This window comes from Xanthomonas cissicola (assembly GCF_008801575.1).
Classification (GTDB): Bacteria; Pseudomonadota; Gammaproteobacteria; order Xanthomonadales; family Xanthomonadaceae; genus Xanthomonas; species Xanthomonas cissicola.
This window is the reverse complement of record NZ_VZPL01000007.1, coordinates 50,926-71,531: the sequence shown is the minus strand read 5'-3', so window position 1 is coordinate 71,531 and position 20,606 is coordinate 50,926. Positions and strand designations below refer to the sequence as shown.

The following is a 20,606-nucleotide window of genomic DNA, read 5'->3' as shown; positions in this document are numbered from 1 at the left end:
GAGGGCATGGTTCGATTCCCCGATGGTTGCCTGCCAGCAGCGGCCGCCTGCAGGCACTCGCCGCCGGGGTAACCCGAAAGACGGCGCAGTGAATGCCGATGCAGGCAACGCCGCTGTCTTTAACGCGTAGGCAGTATCAATGCGCGTTCAGTTCCGCCGCCCGCGCGCCGGCCACGCATAGCGCGCCCACGCCAAGCCGATGGCCGCCATCGCAATACCCATCAGCAACATGCCGGCGCCCACGCCATTCGGGCCGAAGCGTTCGTACAACAGGCCACCGCGATTGACTGCCGCCAGTGCCTGCAGATGCAGCAGCGTCCACACGCCCTGCCCGGCGCAGACCAGCCCAACGATCACCAGCAAGATGGCTTTGAGCGGAATCACGGGCGCGGACCCGTGCCGGCGGGCAAACGCTGCAGGCTGGCCGCCAGCGTCCACACCAGCACGCCAATGCCAACGGCCTGTATGGCCATCAGCACGAAGTGGGCGACGCCGACCACCATGCTGATCTGGCGCACGTTGCCTTGCTGCAGCAACACCATCGGAATTGCCTGGACGGCCACCTCGGCGAACAGGCAGCCCAGCAGCAGCCAGAGCGCGGCCAGCCCGGCGCGCCGCAGCGGGCTATGCGGTGCGCGCCACACCAGGACCAGCCCGAGCAGCAGCGCAATCAACATCGGCACACGCGACAGCAGGCTGGTGACCAGGGTCAGCAGGATCGCGGTGGCATCGGCGCTGCCCACGTCAGTCGGCACTGATCAGCACGGCCTCGCGCGCGCGCAGCGCGGCGTAGACCGGGTCGGTATCTGGGCGCACGCCATGCCACAGCGCGAAGCTCTCGGCGGCTTGTTCCACCAGCATGCCCAGCCCGTCGATGGCATACCGGCAGTGCGCCGCGCGCGCCCAGGCCAGGAACGCAATGGCGGTGTCGCCGTAATTCAGGTCGACCGCGGCGGTCAGGCTGTTGACCAGGCCCAGTGGCAATGCGAACGCGCCGGCATCGCGATCGCGGCCAGCGGCAGTGGCATTGACGATCAGTTCGAAGTCGCCCAGCTCGCGCAGGTCTTCGATGTAGCGCGACGTCACCCGCGCCGGTTCGCCCAGCGCATCGCACAAGGCATCGGCGCGCTCGGGCGAGCGGTTCACCACCACCATTGCGGTGATGCCCGCCTCCAGCAGCGCCGGCGCCACGCCGCGCGCAGCGCCGCCGGCGCCCAGCAGCAGCACGCGGCGGCCACGCAGATCCAGGCCCTGGCGCTCGGTGAGATCGCGCACCAGGCCGGCGCCGTCGGTGTTGTCGCCCTGCCACTGGCCGTCGTTACGCACCAACGTGTTCACCGCCCCGGCCAGCCGCGCGCGATCGCTCAGGCTGCTGGCCAGCGCATAGGCGGCTTCCTTCAACGGCAGGGTGACGTTCGCGCCTTTGCCGCCTTCATCGGCGAAGCGTTGCAGCGCGGCGCTGAAGTCTTCCAGCGGCGCGTCGATGGCGGTGTAGTCCAGCGCAATGCCGGTCTGCTTCCCGAAGTCGGCATGGATGGCCGGCGACAGCGAATGGGCGACGGGGTGACCGAATACGGCATAACGGGAGACGGGCATGAAACGCTCTCTGGTTGACTAGACTGTGCGCGACTTAGAGCCGCTCTTGAGGCAGGAACACCGCATGCACTATCGATGGACGCTGCTCACGCTGGCGGCAAGTTTACTCTGCGTCCCGTCCGCTTCGGGGCTTGCTGAATTCGGCATCGAGGGCATGGGTGTGGTCTCCACGCCGGCCAACGAGGCACGCGCCACGCTCAGCCCGGACGGACAGCGCATCGTTTGGGCCAGCGACCGGACCGGTGGCACCGGCGGCTGGGATCTGTGGCAGGCGCAGCTGCGCGGCGGGCGCTGGCAGGACGCGCAGCCGCTGCCGATCAATACCGCGCAGGACGAGACCACCCCATTCTTCAGTGCCGATGGCCGCTGGCTGCTGTTCGCCTCCACCCGGCCAGGCGGCGCGGGCGGCAGCGACCTGTACCGTGCACCGGTGGATGCGCAAGGCGCCGTCGGCCCGGTGCAATCGCTGGGCGCAGCGATCGACAGCGCCGGCAACGAGCGCGCACCGACGCTGTCGCTGGACGGCACACGCCTGCTGTTCGCCAGCGACGGGCATGGCGGTGCTGGCGGCATGGATCTATTCGTCGCGCACTGGGATGGGCAGGCGTTCACTGCGCCGGTGGCCTTGGTCGACATCAACAGCGCAGCCGACGAGCTGGACGCCGCCTGGCTCGGCGACGGGCGCGCGCTGGTATGGGCGCGCGGGAAGACCGATGAACCCAGCCAGTTGCTGCTGGCCATCTGCAAGGACGGGCATTTTATACAGGGCTCGCCGCTGCCGCTGTCGTTCAACGGGCCGCAGGAGCGCACTTTCGGCGCGGTCGTGGATACGGCCAAGCCCGGCGAATTGCTGGTGACCGGCAGTGCTCGCGCGCCGCGCGCAGGGCAGTTGGACATTTACCGGATGAAGGCACCGGCAGCCGATGGCGATGCGAGTTGCCGTTGAGGTGGATGGGTGCATCGGTCAGATCGAGAAGATGTTATCTGGGCATTCGCCGCAGAGCTGCTGATCGCCTCCGATGAGGTGACTAGCAAGCCGTGCGACGCGAAGTCCTCATTCTTCAATAAACAACCAGCGAACTGACTGGCGTGTTGCCCTCGCCGATTGCGCGCCCGATGGCGGCACGGATGCCGCCATCCGGCGCGCAGGGATGGGTTCACGGCGTGTCCTGCAAGCGGCGAGGACACCGCACGCTCGACCGGCGAGGATTTATTGAAGCGTCCAACAGGTCGTAAACCGATACAACGCTGCACCAAGCCATGCAAACGTAGAACGCTCGCCACCCGAAGTGGGCGCGTATCCGTCGTCCACGGTGATCTGCGGTTCTACACTCTGCGCACCCGCACAGTGCTCACTCGCCAGGTTCTGCTAGCCGATGTAAAGCGGGGCTGGTGCCGTCATCGCCGCGCTCAGTACACATCGCGTCGATAACGCCCCGCCGCGGTCAATGAGTCCAGACGCGTGTCACCGAGTACTTCGCGCAATGCCGCATCGACCTCGCGCGCCATGCTGTCCAGACTGCCGCAGACGTAAATCACCGCACCTCGGTCGATCCAGTGTCGCAACGTGTCGGCGGCGTCGCGCAAGTGATGCTGCACGTAGCGTTTTTGTGGTTGATCGCGCGAAAACACCCATTCCAGCTGCTGTAGATGCCCACTCGCCTGCCAGAGCTGCAGCTCGTCGGCGAACAGGCGGTCGTGCGCCGCATGCCGTTCGCCAAACAACAACCAGTGCCCATGCACACCGGCCAACTCGGCCTCGCGTAGCAGCGCGCGCAGGCCCGCAATGCCGGTGCCGTTACCGATCAAGACCATCGGCATCGTTTCGAGCCGATGGAACCCGGGATTGGTGCGCAACCGTGCGCGCACCGGCGCGCCGATCGCCGCGTGGCAGATCAACCAGCCCGAACCCAGACCGGGACTGCCATCGGCACGCGCCGTCAGCCGCACCACCACCATCGCAGTGGCGTCAGCCGGTACGCTGGCGAGCGAATAATCGCGTGTGGGCAGCCAGGCGCATGCGTCCAGCCAGGTTTGCGGATCAGGGCGATGGGCAAGCGGCGTCGCGGGCGGCTCGGGCAGTACGCGCTCGGCGGCAGCCTGCTGCAATGGCAGCAGCTGCGCATCCACATGCACCAGTGCGTCCGGCGCCAGGCCCCATGCCGCCAGACAGGTGCGCACCTGTGCCTGGGCATGCGCAGGCTGCACTTCGAGGATGTCGCCGGCCTGCCACTGCGCATCGGCGGGTGGCTGCAGATCGATACGCCAGATCGGCGCCCCCTCGCTGCCCGGATTCAGATGCGTGCGCGAGGACAGGGTCCATTCGGTCAATCTGGGGCGTGCCAGCGGCGCCACGTTCATGGGTGCACCGGCGATCTGGCCCAGCTGCGCATGCCAGTGCGCCAGCGCCTGCGGGTCGACGTTGTCCAGTTCCACCGCAGGAAACAACGCGCGTGCACCTTGCGCATCCAGCCACTGTTCGACACGCCGCGAAAACCCGCAGAACTGCGCGTATTGGCGGTCTCCCAGCGCCAGCACCGCGTAGGCCAGGTGCGGCAATTCCAGGCGTTGCCGCAGCAGCCCACGCTCGAAGCCGCGTGCCGCATCCGGGGGTTCGCCATCGCCAAACGTGCTGATCACAAACAACGCATGCCCGGTGCGTTGCAGTGCCTGTGCATCCAGCTGCGCCAGCGAGCGCACCTGCACCGGCAAGCCGGCAGCCTGCAGATGCCCGGCGGCCTGCCACGCCAGGCGCTCGGCAAAACCGCTCTGGCTGGCAAACGCAATCAACCATGGTGCCGCCTGCGAGGCCGGTGCTGCGCCTTGCAACACCTTGCGCGCTGCGCGCAGCGCGCGTTTTTTGCGGCGCCGATCCAGATACAGCATCCAGCCGGTGACGAAGAATACCGACATGCCCAGGCTGGCCAGCATCACCACGAGGCGCCCGGGCAACCCGAAGAAACTGCCCGAATGCAGCGGGAACATGCTCACCGCCAATTGCTGCCCGCGCGGCAGCAGCGCGTAGTCCTGGCGCTGCAGCAGTGCTCCGCTGTCCGGCGCGATATCAAGACTGTTGTAGGCGCGATCGTGAGCCGGATTGTCGGGCAAGAACCGCACATTCAACGGCTGCCCGGCGCGCGTGGGAATGCGCAGATCCAGGGCGGCGCTGCGCGTGGCGGGAATGCCATCGAGCGTGCGCTGCACGCGTGCAAGATCGACGGTGGCCGGGCGGCTATCGCCTTTGTCGCCACGTATCGCAGGCGGGCCGCCGAGCAAGGCCACCATGCCATCGCGATACCAGGGGTAGGACCAGGTCAGCCCGGTCAGCGCGACCAGCAAATACACCAGCAAGCACCAGGTGCCGAACACCGCATGCAGGCTCCACAAAAAACTGCGCCCCTGCCGTCGCCATTCCACCGCCCACCAGGTGCGCGGGCTCCACCACCGTCGCGGCCAGCGCAGATACAGCCCCGATACGCAGAAGAACAGCAAGATGAGGGCGCTCGCACCGGTGACCGCCTGCCCGCGTTTGCCGGCCGTCAGGTTGCGGTGCAGGTCTTCGATGAAGGCAAACGCTGTACTCAGCCGCGGCGGCGCGACCCGCTCACCCGTATAGGGGTCGAAGTACACCCGGCCCGCGCCCTTGCCGGAAAGACGCCCGGCAGACGGGCGCGCACCGGTGGGGTCGATCAACAGGCGCGTTACCGCCTGTTTTTGCCCCACACCGGCTGGCGCCAGATCGAGCCGTTGCAGCAGCACATCCACCGGCAAGGCCCGCTCGCCCGCCGCATGCCGCTGCGCCAGTTGCGCAATGGCCGGATTGGCCATGCGCACGATCTCGTTTTCGAACGACATCGCCGCGCCGGTCAACCCCATCACCGACAGCACCAGCCCGGCAGTGATGCCGAGCAGCCAATGCAGCTGGAACAGGAGCGTCTTGATCAAGACCTGGCCACGAAACAGGACGGCCGGCCATTGTAGATGAGAATGAGTCTCGCATCCGATCTGCATCGATGCCGATGGCGGCCCGCGTCCCATTGCACGCCAAGCACCGGAAACGGTCCGTCTTGTCGGATGCGTTCTGCCTCGCCGTCATCTGCCGCACATGGCGCGGTCATCGTTCGGACATCGCGCATCGCCACCTTCCTCACTCCCCTTGGCAAGCGAGCTCTGCAATGTCCTTCTTCCTGCGCGGTTGTGTGGCCCTGGCAGTGTTGTGCACGACCTCCGTGGCGGTCGCCGCCACCCGTTGTCCCACTCTTTACGCGAACGGCACCCCGCCTAGCGTGAGCAGCGGCACGACCCGCACCACCGAGGTCTGCCACACCGAATACGTGCTGCTGGCCTCGGGCGTGACCAAGGACCCGGTGTATTCGGCCGAGCATCTCACCGACCAGCAGGTCGCCGGTGCCGAGGCGATCGGCCGGGTCGGCTCGTTTCACGATGAAACCGGCATTCCGGCCGCCGACCGCTCCAAAAGTTCCGACTACACCAACACCGGCTACGACCGCGGGCACATGACGCCGGCCGGCGATGCATCGACCGAAAGCTCGGAAAAAGAAAGCTTTTCCATGGCCAACGTCGTCCCGCAGGACCACAAGCTCAACACCGGAGAGTGGGCACACATCGAAGAGCAGGTGCGTCAGCTGGCCAAGCAACACGGCGAGTTGTACGTGGTGACCGGCCCAGCGTTCGACAGCGGCACTGCACCGACCATCGGCACCGACAAGGTCGCGTCCCGGCATATGTGTGGAAGGCGATCTACGAACCGGGCGTGGGCGCCGGCGCGTATCTGTGCGTCAACGACAGCAGCATCAATTGCGACGTGGTGTCGATCGACGACCTGGTCGTGATGACCAACGTCGACCCGTTCCCCTCGCTCAGCGCCAGCGTGAAGTCGCACGCGATCGCGCTGGTGCTGCCGTAAGGATGGCCAACTGTGCGTGCGGCAGTCGGCTGCATCGCGTCGCGCAGGCGGACATCGCACGCAAACGGCAAACGGACTCGTTGATCGCAGCGGCTGGATGCCACGCAGGGCGCAGGCACCCAGCCGCTGTCAGTTGCTGCCGAGGCCAGCGTCCGGCGCGGCGCAGTGCGCGGCCAATCCATCTGCCAGGGCCGCGAACACCGCACTGCAGGCAGCGCTGGCGCGCAGGTCTTGATGCATCGTGACCCAGACGTCCAGGGCAACGCCGACCTGCTGCGGCAACACCGGCAGCAGGCCCGGCGTTCGCCGTGCCAACATCGCCTGGCAGAAGCCAATGCCGCACCCGGCGCGGATCAGCGCCAGCTGTGCCAGATCGCTGTCGGCCCGTAGCGCGAAGGCCGCAGGTTCCCAAAACGGGAAGCCCTTGCGCGCGCCGCGCAGAAACGGCGTGTCCGTGTCGAAACCTACCAGCGCATGCTGGGCCAGATCCTCCGGGCGCTGCGGCAGGCCATGCCGGTCCACATAGTCCGGATGAGCGTGGAGCCCGATCGCGACCTTGCCGATGCGGCGCGCCACCAGCAGGTCCTGCTGCGGCCGGATCATGCGCACCGCCACATCGGCTTGGCGGTGCAGCAGATCCTGCACCCGATTGCTCAACACCAGTTCCATGCGCAGCTGCGGATGCGCAGCACGCAACGCAGCCAGGATCGGCGGCAGGATTTCCGCACCGACCACCTCGCTGGCCGAGATCCTGACCGTGCCCTGCACCGTCTCACCATGACGGCTGGCTGCGCGCTGCAACGCTGCGGCAATGTCGGCCATCGCCCGTGCATGGCTGCGCAACGCCTGTGCGGCGTCGGTCGGCAGTAGCCCGGTTTGCGAACGGACGAACAGCGGCACCGCCAGCAGGTCCTCCAACGCTACGACATGCCGCCCGATGGTGGGCTGGGTCAGACCCAACGCGCGTGCCGCTGCCGACAACGAGCCCTCCTCCAGCACCGCAAGGAAGGACCGGTAAAGCTCCCAGCTGATCGTGTCGGCCATACATAAATGTATAGCTGCACGCGCAGTTTCGGCAATTTATTCGTAGCCACGGCTTATCCACACTGGCCGCATCTCGATAGCGGAGCAGACCCATGACACAGACAGCAACCGCCCTGGTACTGGGCGCCAGTGGCGGCATCGGCGGCGAACTGGCGCGGCAACTGCGCGATGCAGGATGGCAGGTGCGTGCGTTGCAACGCGGGTTGGCGGCCACCGCCGAGCAGCACGATGGCATCGACTGGCGCCGCGGCGACGCCATGCAACGACACGATGTCCTGCAGGCAGCGCGCGGTTGTGCGGTGATCGTGCATGCGGTCAATCCGCCCGGCTACCGGCGCTGGTCAGAGCTGGTGCTGCCGATGCTCGACAACAGTATCGCCGCGGCTCGCGCCGAAGGCGCCACCCTCGTGCTGCCTGGCACCGTCTACAACTACGGCCCCAGCGCCTATCCATCGCCGGACGAGGAGGCGCCGCAGACGCCGACCAGCCGCAAAGGCGCGATCCGGGTCGAGATGGAGCGCCGCCTGCAGGCCGCCACCGCGCACGGTGCGCGGCCGCTGATCGTGCGCGCCGGCGACTACTTCGGCCCGCGCGCGCGCAACAGCTGGTTCGCGCAGGGGCTGGTCACCGCAGGGCGCCCGGTCGCCACGGTGACCCTGCCCGGCGCGCCGGGCGTTGGCCATCAATGGGCCTACCTGCCCGACGTTGCGCAATGCATGCTGCGGCTGCTGCAGCGCCGCGACACGCTGCCAGCGTTCTGCCGCCTGCACATGGCCGGGCACTGGGATGCAGACGGTACGCAGATGGCCGCGGCGATCGGCCGGGTGGTCGTGCGCCACAACGGCGCGCAACCAGCACTGCGCCGCTTTCCGTGGTGGGCACTGCCGCTGGCCAGCCCGTTCGTGCCGCTGGCACGCGAACTGCGCGAGATCCGCCCGCTGTGGCGCAACTCGCTGCGCCTGCGCAATACGCGCCTGCGCGAGGTACTGGGCGAGGAACCGCACACACCCCTGGACGACGCCGTCGAGGCGACGCTCGCCGGATTAGGCTGCCTGCCGACACCGTTGCTGGCACCAGCGCACTGACCAGGAGCAGCTAACAAACGACTGCGCAGCCGCCAGGCGGGCGCGGCCGGTGCTCGGAATCGGCATGTACCACCCGTACACTGCGGTTCTGAGCGCGCCGTCCGCACCCACCTGACGGCTGCTCGCTACGTTTTGTTGGCCGCTCTAAGATGCGCCTGCGGCGACGTGGCCGCAGGCGCTCGCGCTCAGCGTGTTTCGCGCAACCAACGCGCCACTTGCGGGGCGAAATAGGTCAGCACGCCATCGGCACCGGCACGCTTGAAGGCCATCAACGCCTCGAGCACGCACTTGCGCTCGTCCAGCCAGCCATTGGCCGCTGCCGCCTTGAGCATCGCGTACTCGCCGCTGACCTGGTACGCAAAGGTCGGCACCCGGAATTCCTCCTTCACCCGGCGCACCACATCTAGATACGGCATGCCTGGCTTGACCATCACCATGTCCGCGCCTTCTTCCAGATCCAGGGCGATCTCGCGCAAGGCTTCGTCGCCGTTGGCCGGGTCCATCTGGTAGGTGGTCTTGTCGGCCTTGCCCAGATTGCCGGCGCTGCCCACCGCATCGCGGAACGGGCCGTAGAACGCCGAGGCGTACTTGGCCGAGTACGCCATGATGCGCACGTTGAGATGATCGTCGGCATCGAGCGCGCGGCGGATCGCACCGATACGGCCATCCATCATGTCCGAAGGCGAAATGATGTCCACGCCCGCCTGCGCATGCGACAACGATTGCTTGACCAGTGCCTCGACCGTGATCTCGTTGAGCACATAACCCTTGGCGTCGATGATGCCGTCCTGGCCGTGGGTGGTGTACGGGTCCAGCGCCACGTCGGTCATGACGCCCAGCTCCGGAAAGCGCGACTTCAAGGCACGCACCGCGCGCTGCGCCAGGCCGTCCGGGTTCCAGGCCTCGGCCGCATCCAGGCTCTTGCCGGCCGGGTCGATCACCGGGAACAGGTCGATCACCGGGATGCCCAATTCCAGCGCGTTTTCCGCTTCGCGCAGCAACTCGTCCAGCGACAGGCGTTCCACGCCCGGCATCGACGCAATCGGCGCGCGGCCAGACAATTCGTGCACGAACACCGGCCAGATCAGGTCATCGGTGGTCAGCGTGTTTTCGCGCATCAACCGACGCGAAAACGCATCGTGGCGCATGCGGCGGGGGCGGTAGTGCGGGTGGGCCATGACAAGGCTCCTGGAGACAGCGCATCAGTTTACGCCCGCCATCACGCGCAGGACGCGCTGCGACGCAGTGTCGCAGCGCTGCAACGGCAACCGTGCTGGATGCGTGCGACTGACGGCACATCGGCAGCGAATCGCACGCTGGCGACACAGGCCCCACTCGCCTCGCGCACGCGACACGCGCCGGCGCGCACGTGCATCGCTGCCTCGTCGAGAGCCTCTTAGATAATCCCGCCACCCAGGCTCAAGCGGATCACCCCGACCACGATCACCAGGCCATTGAGCACCAGGCCGGTCTTGGCACGGCCGCGGTTGCCTGCCGAGGTGAACAACAGCGCGATGGCGGCGATCAGCGCGCCCACCGCCGCGAACGGAATCAGGAACCAGTTGCCCCACCCCAGCAGCGGGATGAAGGCCAACACCATCCAGAGCAGCGCCACGATGCCCCACAACAGGCTGATCAATCCCACGTGCCACCTCGTCTTGAAGAAAGCACGAGCTTACCGGCACGGCCGTCCTCACACCGTGGGCGAGTGGTCATCATGACCAATGGCGGTTTGGCGGCAGCCTCACACCGGCATGGCTAGGGTGCGCGAAAGTCCGGCGCGATTCAGTCCAGGCGCCGGATCATCGCCGGCCGCTACCCGGCTTTCATTACCCAGCTTTCATTACCCAAGGGGGGGTCCACCATGCACAAGCAATCGCTGATCAGGAACGTGGCCATCGCGGCGGCCACCGCCGCCTTGCTGGCCAGCTGCGCCAGCAGCTCCAAGGTGATGCTGGGCCAGGCGCGCGCGCCGATCGACCCGGCACAGGTGCAGGTGTATTCCAACGCACCGGTCGGCTCGGTGGAAATCGCCCAGCTCGAATCGACCAGCGCCGCCGGCTTCGGCACCCAGGGCCAGACCGACGCCGCCGTCCAACGCCTCAAGCGCGAAGCCGCCAAGCTCGGCGCCAACGGCGTGGTCATCGTCGGCGTGGGCTCCGAACGCTCCGGCGGCGGCCTGTCGGTCGGCGGTGGCAGCTATGGCGGCCACGTCGGCGGCGGCTTGGGGATCGGCATCCCCACCACCCAGAAGCGCGCAGCGGGTGTGGCGATCTGGGTGCCGGCAGGGGCGGAGCAGCGCCCGGCACCGGATGTTCCGCCGGCGACGCGGTAAAGCCCGCAAGATTCACCTGCATCAATGCACCAGGGCGCGATGGATGACTGTTTGCAGCCTTCCATCGCGCCCTGTGGTTTTGCATCCGCCGGAGCTGGTTAGCGCTTGGCTTGTTGCGCGGGAATGAACTGCGTCTCCACCGCCTTGGCCAGCTGGTCCGGTGGCAGCAGTCCCTGGTCGAGCAGGAAGTTGTTGAAGGCCAGGCGGTCGAACTTCTTGCCCAGGGCCAGTTCGGTGCGCATGCGCAGTTCGAGGATGCGGGTGTAGCCGTAGAAGTAACTGCCGGCCTGGCCGGGCGCGCGGACGGTGTAGCGGTCCAGTTCCTGGCGGGTCATGGCCGGCGACAGGCCGACGTCGTCTTCCAGTACTTGGCGCGCGCGTTCGCGGTCGATCAGGCCCAGGTTGAGCATCGGGTCGAGCATGGCGCGGGCGGCGCGCAACAGGCGGAACTGCAGGGCGATGAGCTGGCCGTCGAGCGGTTCGTACGGCACCATTTCCGCTTCGGCATACAGCGCCCAACCCTCGACGTTGACCGAGTTGAAGGCGAACATGCTGCGTGCCAGCGAGACGCCGCGTTCGACCATGGCGGTGAACTGCAGTTCGTGGCCAGGGCGGCCTTCGTGGGCGCTGAGCGTCCAGGCGGCCGAGCCGAAGTTGAAGTCGTCGTACTGCTCCTTCTTGGCGCCATCGGCGGTCGGGTTGCCCAGCGGCAACACGAACTGGCCCTGCTGGCCGGTATTGCCGATCAACGGGGCCGGCAGGAAGTGCGGGGCCGGTTGGGCCGCGCTTTCTGCGGCGCTGCCCAGGCGCATCTGCATCGGGCGGTTGGGCACATCGACGATGCGCTGCTGGCGGATGATCGGGTCGATCTGATCGATCACGCCGCGGTAGTGGGTTTCCAACTGGTCGTCGGCGATCTTGTTGCCCTTGAGGGCGCGGATCACCTGCACATAATCGCCGCCCTGCACGCCCTTGGCCTTGGCCACCAGCGGCGCCAGTTGGCGCATGGCCGAGCGCGTCTCCATGAACTCCAGTTGCGCGCGCTGGATCAACTGCTGCGGGGCGATATCGATCCCGACCTGCTTGAGCTGAAAGGCATACAGCGGCTCGGGCAGGCGGGTGTCCTTGCGCGCCTTGGGCAGCACGGTGCTGCGGGTCCAGGCGGCGTAGTCCTTGAGTTGCGTGGACATCGCCTTGAGCGCTTCGTCGGCGCCGGCGATCTTGTACTTGGCGAACAGCTCGCCAATACCGGCCACATACGTGTCCACATTGGCCAGTGCCTGCTCGACTTCGCGCTGGGTGGGCTGCAGCAACGCCTTGTTGCTCAGCTTCTCCTCGTAGCGCTGGCGCGCCAGCGTGGTGGTGGGCGTGCTTCCCGGTACCAGGCCGACGTAACGCTTGAGGCGATCCAGCGCCTTGGCGCGGCGCTCGGGCACGGTTTGGTCGGAGAGCAGACCGTTGAGGCCACTGAAGACCGCCTCGGGAGCATCGCTCCAGGGCAACAGATACCGCTCGTTGAGCTCGCTGCCTTCGATGTTCTGCTCGGCCGCGCCGATCATGATCTGCAGGTCCTGGCGCACGTTGGCATCGCGCTCGGTGGTCAACTTCGCTTGCAGCGTGGCGCGCGCCTTGCGCATGGCATCGCGATAGCGCGCGGCGTTGTCCGGACCGAGGTCGACGACCTGATCGTCGTAGCCGGGCACGCCGAAGAAGCTGGCGTATTCGGGTTGGAACGGCGCCTGCGCATTGAGCAGGATCTGCGCATAGCCGTTGCTGGTCTGCACCCAGGCCGGGCTGGCGGGTACCTTGGCAATGCTTTGGCTGGTCTGCGCCTGGAGCGGCAAACAGGTGCCTAGCGCCAGAGCGACGGTAATCACAAGAGGCTTCATCGAGAAGATTCCAACAGGGCGATGCGCGACCGTACGCGGAGCACGCGGCGCCGACAACCTGCCGAAGGTCATCGTGCCTGCTGCCACAGTCCACTTCCTCGCCGCACACAAAGAATCGATGCAAGGAGACAGGCGAAGCGATTCATGCATTAAGCGGGAAAAACAGAAAGACTGGCCCCCTCATGGATTTGGCACTGCGCACCTGCTTTCACACGCTTACTACAGAGGCCAGCTGCACGCATACCGACTTTGACTTACCATAGGTAGAACGTACACTTCAAGAATCAGCACTCAAGGAATTGTCATGAAACGCTGGATAGGGATGTTTGCAGTTCTTCTGTTCACTCAGGCGGCTAGCGCAGCGGGACAAAGTGTTTATCAAGAGCTGGCATGCCGCAGCAACGATCCCTTTGTTTTTTGTACCCAGGGGTGCAAAGACGAGGACAAAAACTGGACGCCGATTGATCCGATCTCCGGAACCTGGGTCGCTGTTCCAGGCTATTGTCCATGGCCAACGAGTACCGGACCATGTTGTGTTGGCAATGTTTGCTTCAACGTCTGGACACAGACCGCCGTCACCGCAGTGGGCCAGTACATGAGTATTTGTCCCCAGGCGAAGAAGCAGGGCCAGTGGAAAGGAAAGCAACGGCCTGAAAAAGTTCCGTTCGACCATTAAACGGCGCCTTCCGGATAACGCTTGGTTTGAAGTGCGGTAAGCACGGAGTGTCTTGCGAGCACTGCACTCTCTCCACGCTCAAGCCTGCATCCAGACGAGAGCCCTGCTTTCTGCAACGTTCACCCTGCTTCAACACTATGCATGAAGCCATCTATTTTTTTATTGAGTAGAAAGTTGGAATCTCTGACCAAGAAGTAGTGGTCACTCCCTGTTTTCCGCAGCTTTCGTCAGTCTCGAACAGACGTATTCAATCAGACGTCGGGGCCCCAAGATGATCCCAAGCAGCGTTCAATAAACGCTTCGGCAGTCTTGTAACGATGCAGCGCCGTGGCGCCCGACAACCCATGCTTCGCACCGGGATACGTCATCAATTCGAATGGGGTGCCGCTTTGCTGCAGCGCGCTCATCAGCGCGGTGGAATTGGTGAACAGCACATTGTCGTCGGCCATGCCGTGGATTAGCAGGAGCTTGGCGCGCAGGCCATCCAGATGCGTGGCGATGCGTGCGTCGCGGTAGCCTGCAGCGTTGCGAGCCGGCAGATCCATATAGCGCTCGGTGTAATGGGTGTCGTACAGGCCCCAATCGGTGACCGGCGCGCCGGCCACGCCGCAGGCATAGGCATCGCTGCGCTTGGCCAGCAGCATCAGGGTCATGTAGCCGCCATTGGACCAGCCCTGCACGCCGATGCGCTTGGCATCCACCCAGGACTGTTGCCTGAGCCAGGCCACGCCTTGCAGCTGGTCGTCCACTTCCACCGTGCCCTGCCTGCCGTACAGCGCGCCACCGAACTCGCGCCCGCGCCGCGGAGTGCCGCGGTTGTCCAGCGAAAACACCACGTACCCGCGCTGGGCCAGGTACTGGTCGAACAAGGCATCGCCGCGGCTGGGCCAGGCATCGAGCACGGTCTGCGCTGCCGGGCCACCGTACACGTAAACGATCACCGGGTAGCGCTTGGCCGGATCGAAGTGCTCCGGCTTGGTCAGCCGGTAGTGCAGCGGTGTCTTGCCGTCGGCGGCGGTGAGCGTGCCGAATGCGATCGGGCGCTGTGCATCGCGGTAGGTGGCGTACGGATGCTGCGGATCGCTCAGGTCGTTCTTCAGCAGTGTGGCGATCTTTTCGCCACTGGCGCGGAACAACTCGATCTGCGGAGGCGTGGTGGTGTTGGACCAGGTATCGACGTACACGCTGGCGTTGTTGGCAAAACTGGCCGCGTGCGTGCCGTTGGTGGCCGAACGCTTTTCGATCGCGCCACCGGCCAGCGGCACGGCGTAAAGATGCGTTTGCGTAGGCCCGTCCTTGCTTGCGGCGAAATACACCGTGCCGGCCTGCTCGTCGACGGCGAGCAGGGCATCGACCACCCAGTTGCCCGAGGTCAGCGGCGTCAGCGTGCGGCCGTCGTTGGATGCAAGATACAAATGCGCGTAGCCGCTGCGTTCGGAGTTCCAGAGAAAGCGGCCATCCTTGAGAAACCGCAGGTCGTTGCTGAGCGGCACCCAGGTGGGCGAGGTTTCGGTAATGAGCGTGCGCTGCGCACCGCTGGCCAGCGTGGTTTCGATCAGCTCGAGGGTTTTCTGGTCTCGCGACTGGCGCTGGAAGGTCAGGCGCTGTGCATCGCGCCAATCCACGCGCGCCAGATAGATGTCCGGGTTCTTGCCCAGGTCGATCCAGCGCGGGGTGGCCTTGGCGCGCGGTGCGATCACACCTAGCTGCACCGCTACATTCGGCTGGCCGGCCTGCGGATAGCGCTGGCTGATCACCTCGGTATGGTCGGCATACACTTCCGGGCGCTTTTGCACTGGCACCTGCGCTTCGTCGATGCGCGCGAAGGCGATCGCCGAATCGTCCGGCGCCCACCAATAGCCAGTGTGACGCTCCATTTCTTCGTCGGCGACGAATTCGGCCACGCCATTGCCGATGGTCTCGCTACCATCCTGGGTAAGCTGCAGCGCGTTGCCACTGGCCAACTCGATCACCCACAGATTGCGCTCACGCACGAAGCTGACGAAGCCGCCCTTGGGCGAGAGCTTGGCGTCGGTGGCGAAGCCTTCGCCGTGGGTGAGTTTGCGTACAAAGGCCGCGCCGGTCTTGCGCAGGTCGTACAGATACAACTCGCCACCGAGCGGGAACAGCAGCGCTTGCGCATCCGGCGCCCATTGGTAATCGACGATGCCGGTGAACGCGGCGATGCGCTGACGTTCACGGCGGGCTTTTTCGACATCGCTCAGGACCTCGGTGCCGGGCAGCACGACCTTGGAATCGACCAGCAGGCGCGTCTGGCCGCTGGCGATGTCGTATTCCCACAGATCCAGCTGGTTGCGATCGCTGTCCTTGCCGCGCAGGAAGGTCACGCGCGAGCCATCCGGCGCCACCTTGGGCTTCATCAACGTGGGACCGGAAAGCGGCAACGGGCCGGTGATGGCCTCCAGGGTGAGTTTTTCGGCGTGGGCCATGGGAATGGTGCTGAGCATGAGGGCGAGGGTGACCAGCAGGGCGCGCATCGATGGTCCTGTCTGACGGCTGCGCACAGGATGCGGGGGCACTAGGGATTTGAGAAGCGCAGCGATCCTGGCGTTGGCCGCTCAGGCGTGCGCGCGTTGGGATTGATGGTGCCCGGGATGCGCACGCATCGCGAGATGTCTGTGGGCGGTGGGGACTGACACGTCGCTACGCATGGCGAGGGAGCGCACTTGGGGGGGCGCTGTCAGTCTCCGGCGATGCCGTACCCTCACCCCTCTCCCGGGGGAGAGGGGCTCGTGCGGCCCCGTTGGTGTGTCGCGCGCGTTTGATGCGCGTGTCCTGTTACGCAACCGCTCCTACGACGTTGCTTCAACGCTTGCCGAACAGGTGCTTGCGCTCTTCATCGCTGAGCGGCTGGCCCGCATTGGGATTGACCTGCTCCTTGAGCGCGTAGGCGCGCTGGGTCGCCGGGCGCGCGGCGATGGCGTCGTGCCAGCGCTTCAGATGGGGGAAGGCGGCGTAGTCGGGTTTGAGGTCGCCATAGACTTCGATCCACGGATAGCTGGCCATGTCGGCAATGCCGTAGTCGTCGCCGGCCAGGAAGGCGTGGTCGGCCAGGCGCTTGTCGAGCACGCCATGCAAGCGGCGCACCTCGGCGTTGTAGCGCTCGATCGCGTACGCAATCTTTTCCGGTGCATAGACGTTGAAGTGACCCATCTGGCCGCTCATCGGGCCCAGCCCGCCCATCTGCCAGAACAGCCACTCCAGTGCAGCGATCCGGCCGCGGGCATCGCGCGGCAGGAAGCGGCCGGTCTTCTCGGCCAGATACAGCAGGATCGCGCCGGACTCGAACACGCTCTGCGCACCACCGCCATCGGCCGGTGCATGGTCGACGATGGCCGGCATCTTGTTGTTGGGCGAAATCTGCAGGAATGCCGGTTCGAATTGTTCGCCCTTGCCGATGTTGACCGGCTTGAGCGTGTACTGCAGCCCGGCCTCTTCCAGAAACAGCGTGACTTTGTGCCCGTTAGGCGTGGGCCACTAGTACAGATCGATCATCGTGCGCTCCAGTCAAAGGTGGGGTCGTTGCGGCAGACATGACGCACGGCGGCATGCCTAGCATGCAGGCGTCGGACCGGAAGCGCAGTAGCGCCTGACGAATCCGCTTGCCGGTCGCGCATTCAAGGCTTGCGTCCGCTACGTCGGTGCCATCGCATCTCGAGAGACGTTGCCATCGGAGCTCGATGGTAAGGCCAAGCGTTTGCACACGGATGCATGACACGCCTCGCTCGGTGGAACGATGTGTGACGCGCGATAGGGTCGCGGCCGATGCTGCAGTGCAAATTGACTTTGTTAAGGCCGCACTAACAAATGCTGGATTGTTCCATCGACCTTTGCCTGCCCCGCCTGGGGCCGGCCTTATCTTCTGTTTGGGGAAGCAACGACCGTGAGAGAGACTCGCACCCTGCCGCGCACGCGGCGCTTGACGTCTGCCCTGCTGTTCGCCTTGTCGACTCCGCTGGCCGCGCAGACCGCGCCGGCGCCGCAATCGGCATCCACTGTCCCGGGTTCCAGTCAGGCCGACCCCGCCACCCTCGATACCGTCCAGGTCAGCGGCATTCGCGGCAGCCTTACCTCGTCGATGAACGTCAAACGCGACGCGCAAGGCATTGTCGACGGCATCGTGGCCGAAGACATCGGCAAGTTCCCCGATACCAATCTGGCCGAATCGTTGCAGCGCATCAGCGGTGTGTCGATCGACCGTTCGCTGGGCGAGGGCTCGCGCGTCACCGTGCGTGGCGTCGGCCCGGACTTCAACCTGGTGCTGTTGAACGGACGGCAGATGCCGGGCGCCAGCATCGAAGAATCCAACGCCTCCAACTCGCGTGCGTTCGACTTCGCCAACCTGGCGTCCGAATCGATCTCCGGCATCGAGGTGTTCAAGACCAGCCGTGCCAGCACGCCCACCGGCGGGATCGGCGCGACCATCAACATCAAGACCGCGCGGCCGCTGGATAACCCCGGCATGCATGCCAATGTGGGCCTCAAGGGTGTGCACGACGCGTCCAACGAGAACCTGCCCGGCCGCCTGCAGGGCGATTCGCTGACGCCGGAAATCTCCGGCATCTTCAGCAACACCTCGGCCGATGGACGCTTCGGCGTGTCGCTGAGCGGCAGCTACCAGGAACGCGACTTCGGCTACAGCCAGGTCGGCGTCCCCAATGGCTGGCGCGCATTCCGTGGCGATTCCACCGCCTACGGCACCATTCCGCAGCCGGGCGCACCGGGTTCGGAAAACATCGTCAACCGCCCCGGTCCGAACGATATCTATTCGGTGCCGCAGAACCTCAACTACCGCGTGGTCGGCGTCGAACGCCAGCGCACCAACGGCCAGTTGACCCTGCAGTACAAGCCGCTGGACAACATCACCACCACGCTGGATTACACCTACTCGGAAAACAAGATCCAGCAGCAGCGCAACGAGATGTCGGTGTGGTTCAACTACGGACCGTCCGCCAGCGCCTGGACCAAGGGACCGGTCGCAGGTCCGATTACCTATTCGGAAATCGTCAATCCGCCCACCAGCGATCTGGCTACCGCCGGCTCCCAGGCGGCCACGCGCAACCAGAACAAGTCGCTGGGTTTCAATGTGGATTGGGCGGTGAACGATCAGTTCAAGCTCAACTTCGACATCCACCGCTCCACCGCCGAAGCCGGCGCGGACAGCCCGTACGGGTCGAGCAACTCGCTGGGCGTATCCGGCTTCTACCGCGGCACCTCGGTGGTGGATTTCAGCAAGGATTTCCCGGTGTTGCAGCAGCAGCTGGGCTTCGGGCTGAATGGCCTGGACCCGTCGCGCACCCTGGTCACCGGCTCGGCGTTTCGCAATAGCTACATGAAGTCGGAAATCGATCAGGCGCAGGTCAACGGCGACTTCACCTTCGAAAACTATTCGCAGTTGAAGTTCGGCATCGGCAGCACCGAGGTCAAGAACCGCTCGGCGTTTTCCAACGTGCAGCGCGACACCTGGGGCGGCAACGGCACCGCGGCCGATTATGCGGACGACCTGTGGATTCCCAGCACGTTCGCGCAGTACTTCGATGCGATCGACGGCAGCGGCAATCCGGCGCAGTTCAACCAGCTGTTCCTGTTCGACTTCGAGCGCGTGCGCCAGGCCGCTGCGCAAGCCGCTGGCGATGAGTCGCTGTACCGCATCTCGCCGGTGTTCACCACCGACCGCCGCGTGACCGAAAAATCCAAGAACGCCTACCTGCAGTGGGGCAATAGCTGGGACGATCTGCGCGTGCCGATCAGCTTGGCAGCCGGCGTGCGTTACGAAGAAACCAAGGTCCAGGCACAGGCGCTGGTGCCGGTGGCCGTGGGCATCGACTGGGTTGCCAACAACGAGCTGCCGATCCGGCTCGCCGACTCGGCGTTCTCCGGTGGCAGCGGCAAGTACGAATACTGGCTGCCCAGCCTGGACCTGAGCTTCAAGCTGCGCGAGGACCTGGTGCTGCGCGGCAGCTACGGCGAAACCATCGGCCGGCCCGGCTGGGGCGACATCCAGGGCGGGCAGACGCTCAACCAGATCGGCCGCATCGAAGGCGGCTCCGGCCAGGAAGGCAATCCCGGCCTCAAGCCATTGCTGTCGCACAACATCGACCTGTCGCTGGAGTGGTATTACGGCGAGGCGAGCTACGCCTCGGTGGGGTTCTTCCGCAAGAACATCGACAACTACGTCGGCGTGACCACCCGCAACGACACCTCGCTCGGCCTGCACACGCCGGTGGGCGGCGCCTACTGGAACCAGGCGCTGGCCAATGGCTGCGCCACCGCCGACCTGACCTGCATCCGCAACTACATCTTCCGCAACTTCGCCGGCCAGCCGGGCGTGGTCCGCGGAACCGACGACACCAATGGCAATGCCACCGGTACGATCAGCGGGCAGCCGGGCGACCCGGTCGCCAACTTCTCCATCACCGCGCCGGCCAACCAGCGGTCGGCCTCGCTGGACGGTTGGGAATTCAACGTGCAGCACATGTTCGGCCAGAGCGGCTTCGGCGTGTCGGCCAACTACACCAAGGTCGACTCCGGGCTGACCTACAACAACTATGTGATCGGCGAGCAGTTCGCGCTGGAAGGCTTGAGCGATTCGGCCAACCTGGTCGGCTTCTACGACAAGGGACAATGGCAGGTCCGTGCGGCCTACAACTGGCGCGACGAGTTCCTGGCTGCGCGCTTCGACGGCAGCGGCCTGCCCAACCCGGTCTATACCGAAGCCTATGGCCAGCTGGATCTGAACATCGGCTACAAGTGGACCGACAACCTGTCGCTGAGCCTGGAAGCGATCAACCTCACCAACGAAATACAGCGCCAGCATGGCCGGCAGAAGAACGAGATCATCTATGCCACCCAGACCGGCCCGCGCTACATGCTGGGTCTGCGCTACAAGTTCTGGTGATACCGCTGTAGCGATGCAGGACTGACTGCATCGCTACAGCAAGCCGCACGTTCCCCCTGCCGGGGGAACGTACACGGCCGTTGCACCCGCCCAAGGACATGAACGCATCCGGGGCTTGCCGTGCAGTGGCGATTC

The 20,606-nt window shown here is 65.5% G+C and carries 14 protein-coding genes, 1 other RNA gene and 2 pseudogenes; 7 read left to right on the top strand and 10 right to left on the bottom strand.

Annotation, left to right across the window (positions count from 1 at the left end; translation table 11 throughout):
- Positions 1-147: 147 nt before the first annotated feature.
- From F7R02_RS04815 to aroE, 3 genes are read right to left on the bottom strand one after another with little or no spacing between them, the layout of a single operon-like run.
- Complete coding sequence (locus F7R02_RS04815) at positions 148-384, bottom strand: hypothetical protein (RefSeq protein ID WP_078590421.1); 237 nt, start codon at positions 382-384, stop codon at positions 148-150.
- Positions 381-755 carry a hypothetical protein gene (locus F7R02_RS04810; protein ID WP_015471456.1) on the bottom strand — a complete coding sequence of 125 codons (375 nt, stop codon included), beginning with the start codon at positions 753-755 and terminating at the stop codon, positions 381-383. Before F7R02_RS04810 ends, F7R02_RS04815 begins: the two co-directional genes overlap by 4 nt.
- A complete protein-coding gene (gene aroE / locus F7R02_RS04805) occupies positions 745-1,596 on the bottom strand; it encodes a shikimate dehydrogenase (protein WP_029829584.1) in 852 nt (283 codons plus the stop codon). Before aroE ends, F7R02_RS04810 begins: the two co-directional genes overlap by 11 nt.
- A gap of 64 nt (positions 1,597-1,660) precedes the next feature.
- Here aroE and F7R02_RS04800 point away from each other — a divergent pair, with 64 nt between their 5' ends.
- A complete protein-coding gene (locus F7R02_RS04800; protein ID WP_078516863.1) occupies positions 1,661-2,542 on the top strand; it encodes a TolB family protein in 882 nt (293 codons plus the stop codon).
- A 464-nt stretch (positions 2,543-3,006) separates the two neighbouring features.
- Here the strand turns inward: F7R02_RS04800 and F7R02_RS04795 are convergent, their stop codons facing one another.
- On the bottom strand, positions 3,007-5,541 hold the full coding sequence (locus tag F7R02_RS04795) for a PepSY domain-containing protein (RefSeq protein ID WP_078590420.1): 2,535 nt from the start codon (positions 5,539-5,541) through the stop codon (positions 3,007-3,009).
- A 230-nt stretch (positions 5,542-5,771) separates the two neighbouring features.
- Between F7R02_RS04795 and F7R02_RS04790 the strand changes: the two are divergent.
- Positions 5,772-6,523: pseudogene (locus F7R02_RS04790) on the top strand (DNA/RNA non-specific endonuclease).
- Positions 6,524-6,652: 129 nt separating this feature from the next.
- On the opposite strand, the gene F7R02_RS04785 reads toward F7R02_RS04790, so the two are convergent.
- Entirely contained in the window at positions 6,653-7,567 is a 915-nt protein-coding gene (locus F7R02_RS04785) for a LysR family transcriptional regulator (RefSeq protein WP_078590419.1), read from the bottom strand.
- A 92-nt stretch (positions 7,568-7,659) separates the two neighbouring features.
- Between F7R02_RS04785 and F7R02_RS04780 the strand changes: the two genes are divergently transcribed.
- Together F7R02_RS04780 and F7R02_RS04775 are read left to right on the top strand one after the other, a co-directional pair.
- Positions 7,660-8,652 carry an SDR family oxidoreductase gene (locus tag F7R02_RS04780; protein WP_078590418.1) on the top strand — a complete coding sequence of 331 codons (993 nt, stop codon included), beginning with the start codon at positions 7,660-7,662 and terminating at the stop codon, positions 8,650-8,652.
- A 64-nt stretch (positions 8,653-8,716) separates the two neighbouring features.
- A non-coding RNA gene (locus tag F7R02_RS04775) (sX9 sRNA) lies at positions 8,717-8,793 on the top strand.
- Between the two features lie 44 nt (positions 8,794-8,837).
- On the opposite strand, the gene hemB is transcribed toward F7R02_RS04775, so the two are convergent.
- Positions 8,838-9,830: a porphobilinogen synthase gene (gene hemB / locus F7R02_RS04770; RefSeq protein WP_005916512.1), complete on the bottom strand. Its 993-nt coding sequence runs from the start codon at positions 9,828-9,830 to the stop codon at positions 8,838-8,840.
- Between the two features lie 218 nt (positions 9,831-10,048).
- Positions 10,049-10,291: a hypothetical protein gene (locus tag F7R02_RS04765; protein WP_170914488.1), complete on the bottom strand. Its 243-nt coding sequence runs from the start codon at positions 10,289-10,291 to the stop codon at positions 10,049-10,051.
- Between the two features lie 225 nt (positions 10,292-10,516).
- Here F7R02_RS04765 and F7R02_RS04760 point away from each other — a divergent pair, with 225 nt between their 5' ends.
- Entirely contained in the window at positions 10,517-10,987 is a 471-nt protein-coding gene (locus F7R02_RS04760; RefSeq protein ID WP_011052691.1) for a hypothetical protein, read from the top strand.
- 98 nt (positions 10,988-11,085) lie between these two features.
- On the opposite strand, the gene F7R02_RS04755 is transcribed toward F7R02_RS04760, so the two are convergent.
- Positions 11,086-12,876, bottom strand: coding sequence for a DUF885 domain-containing protein (locus F7R02_RS04755; protein ID WP_016849903.1), 1,791 nt, complete (start codon positions 12,874-12,876; stop codon positions 11,086-11,088).
- Between the two features lie 304 nt (positions 12,877-13,180).
- Between F7R02_RS04755 and F7R02_RS04750 the strand changes: the two genes are divergently transcribed.
- A complete protein-coding gene (locus F7R02_RS04750) occupies positions 13,181-13,552 on the top strand; it encodes a hypothetical protein (RefSeq protein WP_011052694.1) in 372 nt (123 codons plus the stop codon).
- 251 nt (positions 13,553-13,803) lie between these two features.
- Here F7R02_RS04750 and F7R02_RS04745 read toward each other — a convergent pair whose 3' ends face one another.
- Together F7R02_RS04745 and F7R02_RS04740 are read right to left on the bottom strand one after the other, a co-directional pair.
- Positions 13,804-16,050, bottom strand: a complete 2,247-nt coding sequence (locus tag F7R02_RS04745) for a S9 family peptidase (RefSeq protein WP_167520969.1) — start codon at positions 16,048-16,050, stop codon at positions 13,804-13,806.
- Positions 16,051-16,378: 328 nt separating this feature from the next.
- A pseudogene (locus F7R02_RS04740) lies at positions 16,379-17,068 on the bottom strand (glutathione binding-like protein).
- A gap of 388 nt (positions 17,069-17,456) precedes the next feature.
- On the opposite strand from F7R02_RS04740, the gene F7R02_RS04730 reads away from it, so the two are divergent.
- On the top strand, positions 17,457-20,471 hold the full coding sequence (locus tag F7R02_RS04730; protein ID WP_078568139.1) for a TonB-dependent receptor: 3,015 nt from the start codon (positions 17,457-17,459) through the stop codon (positions 20,469-20,471).
- The last annotated feature ends 135 nt before the right edge of the window (positions 20,472-20,606 follow it).